Annotated in this window: 11 protein-coding genes; 8 read left to right on the forward strand and 3 right to left on the reverse strand. The window is 55.2% G+C overall.

All coding sequences use genetic code 11. The features are described 5' to 3' along the window. Window positions 1-17: 17 nt before the first annotated feature. A complete protein-coding gene (locus AC2IAX_RS17655; protein ID WP_494388612.1) occupies window positions 18-1,094 on the reverse strand; it encodes a DMT family transporter in 1,077 nt (358 codons plus the stop codon). A 93-nt stretch (window positions 1,095-1,187) separates the two neighbouring features. Here AC2IAX_RS17655 and sppA point away from each other — a divergent pair, with 93 nt between their 5' ends. Beyond that, window positions 1,188-2,030, forward strand: a complete 843-nt coding sequence (sppA, locus tag AC2IAX_RS17660) for a signal peptide peptidase SppA (protein WP_494388613.1) — start codon at window positions 1,188-1,190, stop codon at window positions 2,028-2,030. 56 nt (window positions 2,031-2,086) lie between these two features. Here sppA and dxr read toward each other — a convergent pair whose 3' ends face one another. Next, entirely contained in the window at window positions 2,087-3,259 is a 1,173-nt protein-coding gene (dxr, locus tag AC2IAX_RS17665; RefSeq protein ID WP_494390434.1) for a 1-deoxy-D-xylulose-5-phosphate reductoisomerase, read from the reverse strand. Between the two features lie 402 nt (window positions 3,260-3,661). Between dxr and AC2IAX_RS17670 the strand changes: the two genes are divergently transcribed. The 7 genes from AC2IAX_RS17670 (at window position 3,662) to AC2IAX_RS17700 (ending at window position 11,915) form a co-directional block, all read left to right on the forward strand. Next, window positions 3,662-4,261, forward strand: a complete 600-nt coding sequence (locus AC2IAX_RS17670) for a DUF3611 family protein (RefSeq protein WP_494388614.1) — start codon at window positions 3,662-3,664, stop codon at window positions 4,259-4,261. 56 nt (window positions 4,262-4,317) lie between these two features. Further along, window positions 4,318-4,446, forward strand: coding sequence for a hypothetical protein (locus AC2IAX_RS17675; RefSeq protein WP_494388615.1), 129 nt, complete (start codon window positions 4,318-4,320; stop codon window positions 4,444-4,446). A 283-nt stretch (window positions 4,447-4,729) separates the two neighbouring features. Further along, on the forward strand, window positions 4,730-6,142 hold the full coding sequence (locus tag AC2IAX_RS17680; RefSeq protein ID WP_494388616.1) for an aspartate ammonia-lyase: 1,413 nt from the start codon (window positions 4,730-4,732) through the stop codon (window positions 6,140-6,142). Between the two features lie 214 nt (window positions 6,143-6,356). Further along, a complete protein-coding gene (locus tag AC2IAX_RS17685; RefSeq protein ID WP_494388617.1) occupies window positions 6,357-7,433 on the forward strand; it encodes a glycosyltransferase in 1,077 nt (358 codons plus the stop codon). A gap of 97 nt (window positions 7,434-7,530) precedes the next feature. Next, window positions 7,531-8,499, forward strand: a complete 969-nt coding sequence (locus tag AC2IAX_RS17690; protein ID WP_494388618.1) for an Npun_F2552 family protein — start codon at window positions 7,531-7,533, stop codon at window positions 8,497-8,499. A 367-nt stretch (window positions 8,500-8,866) separates the two neighbouring features. Continuing rightward, on the forward strand, window positions 8,867-10,522 hold the full coding sequence (locus AC2IAX_RS17695; protein ID WP_494388619.1) for a B12-binding domain-containing radical SAM protein: 1,656 nt from the start codon (window positions 8,867-8,869) through the stop codon (window positions 10,520-10,522). A 169-nt stretch (window positions 10,523-10,691) separates the two neighbouring features. Then, on the forward strand, window positions 10,692-11,915 hold the full coding sequence (locus AC2IAX_RS17700) for a Coenzyme F420 hydrogenase/dehydrogenase, beta subunit C-terminal domain (protein ID WP_494388620.1): 1,224 nt from the start codon (window positions 10,692-10,694) through the stop codon (window positions 11,913-11,915). A 181-nt stretch (window positions 11,916-12,096) separates the two neighbouring features. Here the strand turns inward: AC2IAX_RS17700 and AC2IAX_RS17705 are convergent, their stop codons facing one another. Next, entirely contained in the window at window positions 12,097-13,005 is a 909-nt protein-coding gene (locus AC2IAX_RS17705; protein WP_494388621.1) for a carbohydrate ABC transporter permease, read from the reverse strand. Window positions 13,006-13,061: the final 56 nt, after the last annotated feature.

Below are 13,061 nucleotides of genomic sequence, written 5' to 3' on the forward strand. Positions count from 1 at the left end.
GAAGACGATCGAGCCGATCAAGGCGATTCCTTGGACGACACCTCGATCGGGATGGGAGCCAACTTGGAATGGATCGATCGCAACTTCTGGGCAATCACCGCCCGCTGATTCACCAGGTAGATGCTAACCAAGGTCAGCAATACGCCCGCCGTTTGTACCGTGCTGAGCACTTCCCCCAAAAACCAATTGCCAAACAGCAGGGCAAACACCGGCGTGAGAAAGGTCAAGGCGCTGAGGCTGGTGAGATTGCCCTTGGAGGCGAAAAAGAAAAAGACTCCATAGGACACCGCGCTGCCAAAGAGGGTGGAATAACCGATCGATCCCCAATCGGCCAGGGTCAAACCTTGCCATTGGTTCACCTCAAAGGCCGCCGACAGCCCAAACAGGGGCATTCCGCCAAAGACCATATGCCAACCCGTGGCCACCACCGGATCCACATACTGGCTCACTCGCCGCACCATCACCGTCCCGATCGCCATGGACAGGGCCGCTAACAGCATCCACCAAAAGCCACTGCCCCAGAGGTTATTCAGCAAGGCCGCTAGCCACTGCCCGATCGCCTCGGGATCCCAGTCGATCGCCCCGTTTTGCCAGAGCGCTTGCCAGGTCGCGCCGTTCAACAACTGCAAAATCCATTCATCGGGCAGCCCCACACTGGCAATGCCCACCACCCCCAGCAACAGCCCCAACCAACCGAGGGGCCCGATCTGCTCCCGATAGAGCCAGCGGGCCATCAGGGCCACCGCCAGGGGCTGCGAATCAATGGTCACCGATCCTAGTCCGGCTCCCGTGCGGGCCAAGCCCTGGGCCAAAAAGCCTTGGAACAGGGCCCCATCCACCAGGGCAAAGGCCGCCACCCAGACCCACCCGACCCCACTGATAGGTTTGAGGCGATCGGTCAGGGCCGCCACCCCCAAAATCAACAGCCCCGCTGGCACCAGCCGCAACCCCGCCAAGAAAAAGGGCGTGGTGTGGTCAAGGGTGCCTTTCATGGCCACCATGGCTGTGCCCCAAAAGAAAAAGGGTGAAATCAGCAGCAGCCACCCCCACCAGGATTGCAGCGATGATTGGGGATTGACGGGTTGGGCGGTCATGGCTGGGATCAATTACTTGATCAATAACTTTAAGAAATATTAACTAAACCCTAGAATTGTATCCACTCCTTTGGTGTCGAGACGGCAATTCCCATGTGGCCTTTCAAGCCCAATACTCGTAAACAACTCGCGCGCATTGAAATCTCCGGGGCGATCGCCGGGGGCACTCGTCAACGGGTGCTGAAAGCCCTGAAAGTGGTGAAAGAGCGCAAATATCCCGGTTTGCTGCTGCGGATCGATAGCCCTGGCGGTACGGTGGGAGATTCCCAGGAAATCTACAGCGCCCTGAAGGAACTGGGCGAAACCACCAAAATTGTGGCCAGTTTTGGCAATATTTCCGCATCCGGTGGGGTCTATATCGGCATGGGGGCGCACCAAATTGTGGCGAACCCCGGCACAATCACCGGCAGCATCGGCGTAATTATCCGAGGCAACAACATTGAATCCTTGCTGGATAAGGTGGGCGTTTCCTTCAAGGTGATTAAGTCCGGGCCCTATAAGGACATCCTGGCGTTCGATCGCCCCATGAGCGACGAAGAACGCCAAATCCTGCAATCCCTGATTGACAGCAGCTATTACCAGTTTGTGCAGACCGTGGCCCAAGCGCGAAATTTGCCGCCGGAAACGGTGCGCAGCTTTGCCGATGGGCGGATTTTTACCGGAGAGCAGGCGAAGGAATTGGGCTTAATCGATCGCCTGGGCACTGAAGAGGATGCCCGCCGCTGGTTGGCGGACTTGACCAAGCTGGATCCGGAGAAGGTGGTGGTGCAGACGATCGAGGAGCGCAAACCCCCCTTAGCCCGGTTGCTGAATTCCGATGGCCGGGCCCGGGGGTCGATCGGCCCCTGGACGGGGCCACAGGTCGATCAGGCCCTCAGCGCCCTGGACTTTGAGTTGGCCACGAGCGGTGTTCCCCTCTGGCTCTATCGCCCCTAGGGCCAAGGTCTTTCGAGCGGCGATCCGGCTGCTCGGTGATGATGATTAGACGCTGATTAGGCGATCGCCGCCGTTTGCAAATCCAACACCATTTGGCGTGCCCAGCGATCGGCCTCCAGGATGTCTTCCAAGGTCGGCTGGGTTCGATTGTCCGCCCGGTGGCGATCGCAGGCCTTTTCAATCAGCTTCGGAATATCCAGGAAATGCACCTTTTCCTCCAGGAACAGGGCCACCGCCTGCTCATTGGCCGCATTCAACACCGCTGGCATCGATCCCCCGGCCCGACCCGCCGCATAGGCCAAATCCATGCAGGGATATTTCGCGCGATCGGGCGCACGGAACGTTAAATCGCCCGCCTTCACCAAATCCAGCGTTTCCCAATTCGTATAAATCCGTTCCGGGTAGGACAAGGCATAGAGCAACGGCAGCCGCATATCCGGCCAACCCAACTGAGCCAGCACCGATGTATCTTGCAGCTCAATCAGTGAGTGAATAATGCTTTGGGGATGAATCACGATATCAATGCCGTCATAGTCCATCCCAAACAGGAAGTGAGCCTCAATCACCTCCAAACCCTTGTTCATCAAGGTGGCTGAATCCACCGTGATCTTGCGGCCCATCGACCAGTTGGGATGCTTCAGCGCGTCGGCCACCGTCACTTGAGCCAGCCGTTCCACCGGCCAATCCCGGAAGGCCCCCCCCGAAGCCGTCAGCAAAATGCGACGAAGGCCCCCCTGAGGCACGCCTTGCAGGCATTGGAAAATGGCGGAATGCTCGGAATCGGCCGGCAACAATTTCACCCCGTGCTTTTGCACCAGGGGCAATACCACCGGGCCACCCGCAATCAGGGTTTCCTTATTCGCCAAGGCGATATCTTTCCCCGCTTCGATCGCCGCGATCGTGGGCAACAACCCGGCACAGCCCACAATCCCCGTGACCACCACCTCCGAATCCCCGTAGCCTGCCACCTCCACGATGCCCGCTTCCCCGGTCACCAGTTGGGGTTGGGGATCCAAGTCTGCGATCGCCCCTTGCAGTTCCGCCAGCTTGCTCCCATCCCGCAACGCCACAATTTCGGGCCGAAACTGTCGCACCTGTTCCGCCAACAGGGTCACATTGCTGCCCGCCGCCAGACCCACCACCCGGAATCGATCGGGATATTGCGACACAATATCCAGGGTTTGGGTGCCAATCGAGCCGGTGGAACCCAGAAGAGTAATTGCTTTCACGGTTTCTAAACCCATTTCTTTGAAACTCATTTCTTTGAAACTCATTGATTTTGGAATGGCCCGTTGCGGTGGATGGCTGTTATTTTGAATGGCTGCGGGTGGGTTACTGTAGGGGCTGCTGTGGCGTTGAGCCAATTCCTCCCAATATTAGGATGGTGTGCGCCAGGGGCGATCGTTCCTGTTCTCACACCCGATATCTGTCAAAAAAGGGGGAATCGATCGCCGAATTCAGACCGCTGCGATGAATCTTCAACGGCGCGAGAGGCTCGGCAATATGCCACGCTTGAGGGGCAAGCCCAACCCGTGACCTCAATGCTGAGCCTTGCGGTTTTGGGTCATTGCCCGCCTTGTTAACGCTCGCTGTTCCAAACGCCGCATCTTCACAATTCTGCCCTTGCTGCCATGTTGAGCCGTCCCGATTCCAACCCCACGCCCCCACCGCCGCCGTCAAGGGGGCCGCGGCCGTCCATCCAGCGAATTGCCGCCACCTTGCAACTGGGTGGTTGGATTGGGTTCTGGGTGCAATTAGCCCTCGGTTTAGCCGCCATTTTGTTGTTGCTGATTGCCGTGCCGGGTCTGGCCGGCCAAGGGGCTGCCCAAGGGGTCAGCATTGGCATTTTTTGGGCCACCTGTGGCGTAGTTGTGGCGGCCTTCAACACGGTTTTATCCTTTCGATATACCCGAATTGCTAAGGGATTAATTCATAAAACCAGCGAACCTCAACCCCGCAAAACGGAAACCATTCAATTGTTGAGAATGGGGGTTTATGCGGGCATGATTGGGGTGGTTTTAACCCTGATTGGCTCCGGTGTTGCGGTCTATGTTTTGGTCTCGAAAGCGGTCTCTCAACCGGCCGGGGTTGCGATTACCGATCCCACCAAAATTGTGCGGCCGTTGGATGTGTTTGTGGTGGTAGCCAATTTGGCGGGAATTTCTGCCAACTTTATGGGCATGGTGATTTCCCTGTGGCTCTATGACCGAATTGAGCGCCCTTCCAGTTAAGAAACTGATCCATCGAGCAGACAAACAAAAACACTGATTTTGTTGAGCAGACTTTTATGGAAAGTGGCATGAATTTAGATTGGCTGTTGGGTGCTTTGGCCGGTGGAATTGTTTTGGGTGGCCTTTGGATGTTGGCCAGTGGCATGAAGGCAATGAATGATGAGCAAAATAAAAAACCCAAATGATCTAAAAAATGCCTGAAAAATGCCTAAAAAGTAGCTTGGAGTGCTTGCCAATCAATCAGCGCGAGGGGGGACAAGGGGCTTAAGCCCCTTGGCTTCGTCGATCAAGAAGACCTAAAAGATAGCAATTTTGATTGATCAGGTATCCTCTCGGTGATCCAAGGGAGCGGCCACAGAGAATCATCAAGGGCGATCGCCCAAAAAATGATTCAGAAAAGTCATCAACTCAAGCAAGCAATCTCAGTAAAATTGACAATCGACAACCCAGAACCCAAAACCCAAAACCATGAGCACCGCTGACAACTTCCGAATTGAGAAGGATTCGATGGGGGAACGACAAATCCCCGATACGGTCTATTACGGGATTCAGACTTGCCGGGCGATCGAGAATTTCCCGATTAGTGGCCTTAAACCGCTGCCTACCTATGTCGATGCCTGCTTGCTGATCAAAAAAGCCACCGCGATCGCCAATGCAGAATTAGGCTGTATTTCGGAAGAATTAGGCCAAGCGATCGTGCAGGCGGCCGATGAAATTTTGCAAGGTCAATTGCGCGATCAATTTGTAGTGGATGTTTACCAAGCGGGGGCCGGCACTTCCCATCACATGAATGTGAATGAAGTGTTGGCCAATCGGGCTTTGGAGCTGTTGGGCGATCGCAAGGGAAACTATGGCCGCGTGAGTCCTAATGATCACGTGAATTATGGTCAATCCACCAATGATGTAATTCCGACGGCCATTCGGATTGGAGGGTTGTTGGCGCTCGATCGCACTCTGTTTCCAGCCCTCAAAAAGGCGATCGCCGCCATGGAAGCCAAGGCGATCGCTTTCCAAGAAATTGTCAAATCTGGCCGCACCCATTTGCAGGACGCAGTACCCGTGCGGTTGGGCGAAAGCTTTCGAGCCTGGGCTTATATTTTGCAAGATCACGAGCGGCGAATTGCCACGGCGGCGGAAGATTTGCGCGTCTTGGGATTGGGCGGCAGCGCTGCGGGCACGGGGATGAATACCCATCCGCAATATCGCTTCCGGGTGGCTGAATTACTCTCAGAATTGATTGGGCAACCGTTGCGATCGGCTCCCCATTTGATGGCGGCTATGCAGAGTATGGCTCCTTTTGTGAATGTGTCCGGTTCGATTCGGAATTTGGCTCAGGATTTGGCCAAGATTTCCCATGATTTGCGCTTGATGGATTCGGGGCCCAAAACTGGATTTAAGGAAATTCAATTGCCGCCCGTGCAGCCAGGATCTTCAATCATGCCGGGTAAATATAATCCGGTGATGGCGGAGATGACTTCTATGGTTTGTTTCCAAGTGATGGGCTATGACCAGGCGATCGCCCTGGCAGCCCAAGCGGGGCAACTGGAATTGAATGTGATGATGCCGTTGATTGCCTACAATTTGATTCAAAGCATTGAGATTTTGGGCAACACGATCGCTGCTTTAAGTGATCGCTGTTTGGCGGGCATTGAAGCCAATCCCGATCGCTGTTTGCATTATGCCGAAGGGAGCTTGGCCCTGGTGACGGCGCTGAATACGCACATTGGCTATTTGAATGCCGCTGCGATCGCCAAAGAATCCCTAGAAACGGGTAAATCCCTGCGCCAATTGGTCTTGGAAAAAGGGTTAATGGATGAGGCTAAGTTGGCGGAAGTTTTGAATTTGGAAACCATGAGCCAAATGCCGAATCCAACGACTTAGGTTTTAAGCGGCTCGATCGCCCAAAATGAGCTTTGGGTGGCGCAGTTTGCAGCCCAGTTCTGCACGAAGTTGCTGATGGTGCGATCGAGCCGTTTGGATGATTATCAAGGCTGATTTTCCTCGATCTTGATTGACAAACTCGGGTGATCAACTTCGGTGATCAGTATTAGGTCTTGAGTCATACTGCTAGTTTCTAAAATTAGGTAGATTAACTGTGGATCCAAAGGCGATCGAGATTTACTTTCCCTGCCGACAATTCACAAAACCGACCGGCGGCGTACAGATGATCTATCGCCAGGTGGATCTGTTGAATCAGTCGGGATTTTCCGCAGCGGTTTTGCATAGGGAAGCGGAATTTCGTTGTCAGTGGTTTCCCAATGAAACACGCATCCTCGGTGGAATTCTGACCATTAACCCCGATCGCAGCATTGTGGTTGTGCCCGAGGTCTATGAACAGGCGGAATATGCCAAGCTGCCCAAAGATATTCCCTTTGTGATTTTTAATCAGAATGTCTATTACACATTTGATAAATTCTCAGTGAATTTTGAAGAAGAATATTTGCCCTATGCTGATCCAAATTTATTAGGGGTGATTGTTGTTTCTGAGGACAGCAAAAACTATATTCATACGGCTTTCCCGCAAGTTAAGGTTCACCGGGTTCGGTGTAGCGTTGATCCAGAGTTGTTTTATTTTCCTGAGCGAAAGAGCAATCAAATTTGCTTCCTGGCGCGTAAAAATTTCATGGATGTTCAGCAGGTTTGCCAAATCTTGCGCCACCGCGATCGGCTTCAGGGGTTTCACTTGGTGCGAGTGTTGGACTTGCCCCAGGCGAAATTAGCCGAAATGATGCGCAATTCGGCAATTTTTATGAGTTTTGGTGATCCAGAGGGATTTGGCTTACCGGCGGCGGAAGCGATGGCGGCGGGCTGCCTGACGGTGGGTTACCACGGCCGCGGTGGGCGGGAATTTTTCAAACCGGAGTTTTCTTACCCGATCGAGCGGGGCGATATTTTAGGATTTGTCCAGGCGGTTGAACAGGCGATCGACGATTGGGTAAACCGCCCTGAGTCCACGATCGCCAAAGTCAAACAAGCATCGGCCTATATTCGCAACACCTATTCTTTGGCTAATCAAACTAATGACGTGGTGGCGGCTTGGTCAGCCATCCTAGAACGTTTTCCGGGGCAATCTTTACCCAAGGCCCATCATTTCAGCCAACCAACCCAGGATTCAAATCAATCAACCTATGATTTAAATCAGTCGATTGCTCCGCCCTCGATTGTTTTCTAATCGCATTTCGATCCCTAGTTTCGATCCATCTTTTTCGATCCCTGATTTCGATCCATCATTTCAACCATTGCCCCCCAAAACACCAGGAGACACGCCGATGGTTCCCGTTAGCTTGCTCAGTGCCACTAGCTATGATTTGGATCTGTTGCGCGAAAAAGTCGTGGCCCTGTTGGAACCCTTGGGCGGGATGGCGGCCTTTGTGCAGCCGGGCGATCGGGTGCTGTTGAAACCCAACCTCCTGACCGGATCGCGACCCGCCAAAGAATGCACGACTCGCCCCGAGCTGGTGCAGGTGGTGGCGGAGTTGGTGTTGGCGGCCGGTGGAAAACCCTTTTTGGGCGACAGTCCCGCCTTTGGCAGCGCGGCCGGCGTGGCCAAGGCTAACGGCCTGGCCCCGATCGCCCAAGGTTTGAATATCCCGATCGTGGAATTTCGGGGCCAGCGCTACGACGGCCTCAGCGGCGAATTTGGTCACCTGCGCCTGAGCAAGGAAGCGATGGAGGCAGATGTGGTGATTAATTTGCCCAAGGTGAAATCCCACTGCCAATTGACGATTACGCTGGGGGTGAAGAATTTGTTTGGCTGTGTGCCGGGCAAGCTGAAGGCCTGGTGGCATTTGGACGCGGGGAAGGACGTGGCTCGGTTTGGGCGTATGTTGGTGGAAACGGCGCGGACGATCGACCCCGACTTGACGATCGTGGATGGAATCATTGGCCACGAGGGCGACGGCCCCAGCAACGGCGAACCGCGCCTGTTGGGGGTGTTGGGCGCATCGGCTAATGTATTTGCCCTCGATCGGGCTTTGGCGGACATTTTGCAGGTGGATTCGGCAACTGTGCCCACCTTGGCGGCGGCGGAAGCCTTGGGCGTTTGTCCGGCCCCGGAACAGGTGACCTATCCCTTGCAGCGGCCGGCGGATCTGGCGATCGAGGATTGGCGCTTATCCAGTTTCCTGATGCCGATCGATTTTGGGTTGCCTCGGGTGATTCGTTCCACCTTCAAGCACCTTTACATCAAGTTGTTTAAGGAACGCTTCGCCCCGGCGGAAACTTCGGTGCGATCCTAAGAGGATGTCTGAAAAGCCAAAATCGATACTCTGCACGCCTCATCGATCGACGAAGACAAGATGCTCAAGCCCCTTGTCCCCACGACTATTGGTGCATTGCCCGTGCCAAAAGACACTTTTCAGACATCCTCTAAGCTGCTCCTAGTAACGTGGCTGCCTTAATTTGCTGGATTAAATTACATGGCTGTTACTGTCTACCTAATCCTTAAGCAGCAAGATGCTCAAGCCCCTTGTTACCATGACTGGCTCCGCAACTTTGACCCAATCTATTAAGCCTGTCATGCTGATAGCCGTTCCTTAACGCCGCTAGTTTCTGGTTATTTTCCGGTTGTTTTCTGGTTTTTCTCTGGTTTTTTCCAGTTGTTGCATGGCTCCTTTTGCTGACGAAACCCTGCTGTTTGACCCCGCTGAACCGTTGCCCCAGGCCCTGCCCACGGTGTTTGCCTTTCCGAACACCTATTCCGTGGGCATCACCAGCCTGGGCTATCAGGTGGTGTGGGCCATGTTGGCGGCACGGCCGGAGTTGGCCGTGGCACGGTTGTTTACGGATGCGCAAGAGCCATTGCCCCGATCGCCCGCCTTGGTGGGGTTTTCCATGTCCTGGGAACTGGATTACATCAACGTGATGGCGTTGCTGGAGGATTTGGATTTGCCGCTCCATGCGGTCGATCGCACCGATGAGCACCCGATCGTGTTTGGGGGCGGGCCGGTGCTGACGGCGAATCCGGAACCCTTCGCCGCCTATTTTGACGTGGTGCTGTTGGGTGATGGGGAAATTTTGATTGATGCCCTGGTGAATAAGCTGCTAGAACAGCGCGATCGCCCCCGGGCCGATCGATTGGAAGCCCTGGCCCAAGTGCCGGGTCTGTATGTGCCGCAACTGTACGCCGTGGAGTATCACGACCCCACGGGCCCGATCGCCGCCATTCGCCCCTTGAGCGATCGAATCCCTGCCACCGTCAGCAAACAAACCTATCGTGGCAACGCCCTTTCGGTGTCCACGGTGGTGACTCCGCGCGCCGCCTGGGAAAACATCTTCATGGTGGAAACGGTGCGTAGTTGCCCAGAACTATGCCGGTTTTGCCTGGCCAGCTATCTCACCTTGCCCTTTCGGACGGCGGACTTGGAAGGCTCCTTGCTGCCGGCCATCGATCGGGGACTGCAAGCCACCAACCGGATCGGCCTGCTCGGCGCTTCTGTGACCCAACATCCTGAATTTGACAGTCTGCTCGATCGCCTGGCCGGAACCGCCTATGAACAGGTGCGGCTCAGTGTGGCTTCGGTGCGCACCAACACGGTGACGGAAAAGCTGGCCCGCGTTTTGGCCAGCCGCGATTGCAAATCGATCACCGTGGCCGTGGAAAGCGGTTCGGAAACGGTGCGGCAAATCATCAACAAAAAGTTGGCCACCGAAGCGATCGAACAGGCCGCCGTGAACGCCAAAGCCGGCGGCCTCAGCGCCCTCAAGCTTTACGGCATGGCCGGGATTCCCGGCGAAACCCCCGACGACATCGAAGCCACAGCGGCCATGATGTTACAGCTCAAAAAAGCTGCCCCGGGTCTGAAATTAACCCTCGGTTGCAGCACCTTCGTGCCTAAAGCCCACACCCCTTTTCAATGGTTTGGGGTGAACCGGGACGCGGAAAAGCGGTTGAAATTGCTGCAAAAGCGCCTGCGTTCCAATGGCATTGACTTCCGGCCCGAAAGCTATAACTGGTCAATCATTCAGACGCTGATTTCCCGGGGTGATCGTCGGTTAACCCCCCTGTTGGAACTGGTGCGGGCCTATGGGGCGGGCGACACGGACAACCCCGATCGGGTCTCCCTGGGCAGTTACCGGCGCGCCTTCAAGGAACTGCGCGATCGCGTGCCCCCGCTGGATCATTATGTGTTTCGCAACTGGGATTTAGGGGAAGTGCTGCCCTGGGAACATCTCCATGGGCCCTTGCCCGCAGCCACCCTGAAAAAACACCGAGCGGAAGCCGTGGCCCTGATGCCCGATGCTGCCGTGATCTCGCCGTGATTGCCCTGGCCTGGATTGTGTTTGGACTAGTAATGGATTGGCGATGGGATCACGACTCCCTTGCTGCTTCGTTGCTGAACATTGCGGGTTGTTGATTTCCCGTTACCAGGAGCGATCGCCCATGAAACAATAAAAACCGCACGTCAATGCTCAACGCCCGCCTGTTGCCATGACCCTCGCCTCATCACCCTCCGAATCCGGTCAAGCACCCCTCGGCCACAAAAAAGCCCGCGCCCTCAAGCCCGGTAGCCGTCGCCCCGCCAAGGATTTGTGCAGTGAATGCGGTCTGTGCGACACCTACTATGTGCATTACGTCAAAGAGGCCTGCGCCTTCATTAATCAACAGATTGCCGAGCTGGAAACCCAGGCCCACGGCCGCAGCCGCGATCTGGAAGTCGAAGATGACATCTACTTCGGCGTGCATCAGGAAATGATGGCTGCGCGCAAAACCGAGCCGATCGAGGGGGCCCAATGGACTGGCATCGTTAGCTCGATCGCGATCGCCATGCTCACCAGCGGCAAAGTGGAAGGGGTCGTCTGTGTGCAAAACACTCCGGAAGATCGCTTCCAGCCCCAACCGGTGATTGCCACCACCCCCGAAGAAATCTTGGCCGCCCGGGTAAACAAACCCACCCTTTCGCCCAACCTCTCCGTTTTGGAACAGATTGAACAATCGGGCATGAAGCGGTTGTTGGTGATTGGGGTGGGCTGCCAAATCCAAGCCCTGCGAGCGGTTCAAGACAAACTGGGCCTCGAAAAGCTCTATGTACTCGGTACGCCCTGCGTGGACAACGTGACCCGGGCCGGCCTGCAAAAATTCCTGGACACCACCAGCCGATCGCCCGACACCGTGGTCTATTACGAGTTCATGCAGGATTTCCGAGTGCATTTCAAGCACGAAGACGGTTCCACGGAGATGGTTCCGTTCTTTGGCCTAAAAACCGACCAATTAAAGGACGTGTTTGCCCCCTCCTGCATGACCTGTTTTGATTACGTCAACTCCCTTGCGGACTTGGTGGTGGGCTATATGGGTGCGCCCTTTGGCTGGCAATGGTTGGTGGTGCGCAATGAAACGGGCCGCGAATTGTTAGAGATGGTGCGCGACCAAATCGAAACCCAGCCGGTGATGTCTCAAGGGGAGCGCCGGGCCGCCGTCCAAAATAGCATTCCCGCCTATGACAAGGGGGTCACGATTCCCATGTGGGCGGCTAAGTTGATGGGTTTGGTGATTGAGCGGGTGGGGCCCAAGGGGCTGGAATATGCTCGCTTCTCGATCGACTCCCACTTCACGCGCAACTATCTCTACGTAAAGCGCCACTATCCTGAAAAGCTAGCGGAGCATGTGCCGGCCTATGCCCAAAAAATTGTGGAGCAATACCAGTTACCGGACTAGAACCGATCGTCGGATAGTCTGAAATCTGGATTTCACGGACAAGGGGCTTAGAGGATGTCTGAGAAGTATCTTTCAACAGGGGCTAAAGATTAGTTGTCGTAGGAACAAGGGGCTTAAGCCCCTTGTCTACATCGATCTCTGGGGCGTACAGAGTAGCAATTTTGGCTTTTCAGACATCCTCTTAGGGATTGGTGGGTGCTTGGTTGGGAATCAACAGCCGCAGGGTTGAAAAGCCCAAAACCAGCAGGAACAACACTAGCCCGATCGCGCAGGCATAGCTCATTTCTAGGTTTTCAAAGGCCTGTTCATAGAGGTAATAGACCACGGTTTTGGAGCTGCTGCGGGGGCCGCCTTGGGTCATGATGAACACTTCTTCAAAGACCTTGGTGGCGGAAATGGCGGAAATGGTGGCCACCAACAGCCAGTAGGGGCGCATCAACGGAACCGTAATATCCCAATGTTTGCGCCAACCATCGGAGCCATCGAGGGCGGCAGCTTCGTAAAGGTCGGCGGGAATGGCTTGCAGTCCGGCTAAATAAACCACCATGTAATAGCCGAGGCCTTTCCAGACCGTAACGGCCATCACGCTCCAAAGGGCCCATTGGGGACTGGTCAGCCAGGGAATGGGACGAGAAACAAGGCCAAGTCCGGTGAACAGTTGGTTCAGCAGGCCATTTTCCGCATACATCCAATTCCAGGCAATGCCGGCCACCACGCTCGACACAATCACGGGCACATAATAGGCGGCACGAAACCAACGGATCCCCGCCAATTTTTGGTTCACCAAAATGGCCAAACCCAAAGGGGCGATCGTCAGGATGGGGACGACGGTTAGTAGGTAGACGATCGTTTGGCCCAGGGTTTTCCAAAATAGCCGATCGCCCCACAGACGCAGGAAGTTGGCCCCGCCCACCCAGCGCGGTGCTTCGGTCAGGTCGTAGTCATAGCGCGTGAAGCTGAGGTAAAAGGCTTGCAGGGCTGGATAAAAGGTGGTGATGGTCAGGACGACCAGGGCCGGCAGCAGGAATAGATAGGGCGTGAGCAGGGCCCATTGGCGATCGCTCAGGGATTTTCGGGGTAACTGGAACATGGGCAAGGTTCCCAGTATGTGGACTGTTGAATTGAACTGAATTGAACTTCTGACTT

The organism is Limnothrix sp. HT2024 (assembly GCF_059138625.1).

Coding starts and splice junctions, on each gene's coding strand:
- AC2IAX_RS17670 (WP_494388614.1), top strand. CDS start 3,662: ATGTTGAGCCGTCCCGATTCCAACCCCACGCCCCCACCGCCGCCGTCA.
- AC2IAX_RS17695 (WP_494388619.1), top strand. CDS start 8,867: ATGGCTCCTTTTGCTGACGAAACCCTGCTGTTTGACCCCGCTGAACCG.
- sppA (WP_494388613.1), top strand. CDS start 1,188: ATGTGGCCTTTCAAGCCCAATACTCGTAAACAACTCGCGCGCATTGAA.
- AC2IAX_RS17690 (WP_494388618.1), top strand. CDS start 7,531: ATGGTTCCCGTTAGCTTGCTCAGTGCCACTAGCTATGATTTGGATCTG.
- AC2IAX_RS17705 (WP_494388621.1), bottom strand. CDS start 13,005: ATGTTCCAGTTACCCCGAAAATCCCTGAGCGATCGCCAATGGGCCCTG.
- AC2IAX_RS17675 (WP_494388615.1), top strand. CDS start 4,318: ATGGAAAGTGGCATGAATTTAGATTGGCTGTTGGGTGCTTTGGCCGGT.
- AC2IAX_RS17655 (WP_494388612.1), bottom strand. CDS start 1,094: ATGACCGCCCAACCCGTCAATCCCCAATCATCGCTGCAATCCTGGTGG.
- AC2IAX_RS17680 (WP_494388616.1), top strand. CDS start 4,730: ATGAGCACCGCTGACAACTTCCGAATTGAGAAGGATTCGATGGGGGAA.
- AC2IAX_RS17700 (WP_494388620.1), top strand. CDS start 10,692: ATGACCCTCGCCTCATCACCCTCCGAATCCGGTCAAGCACCCCTCGGC.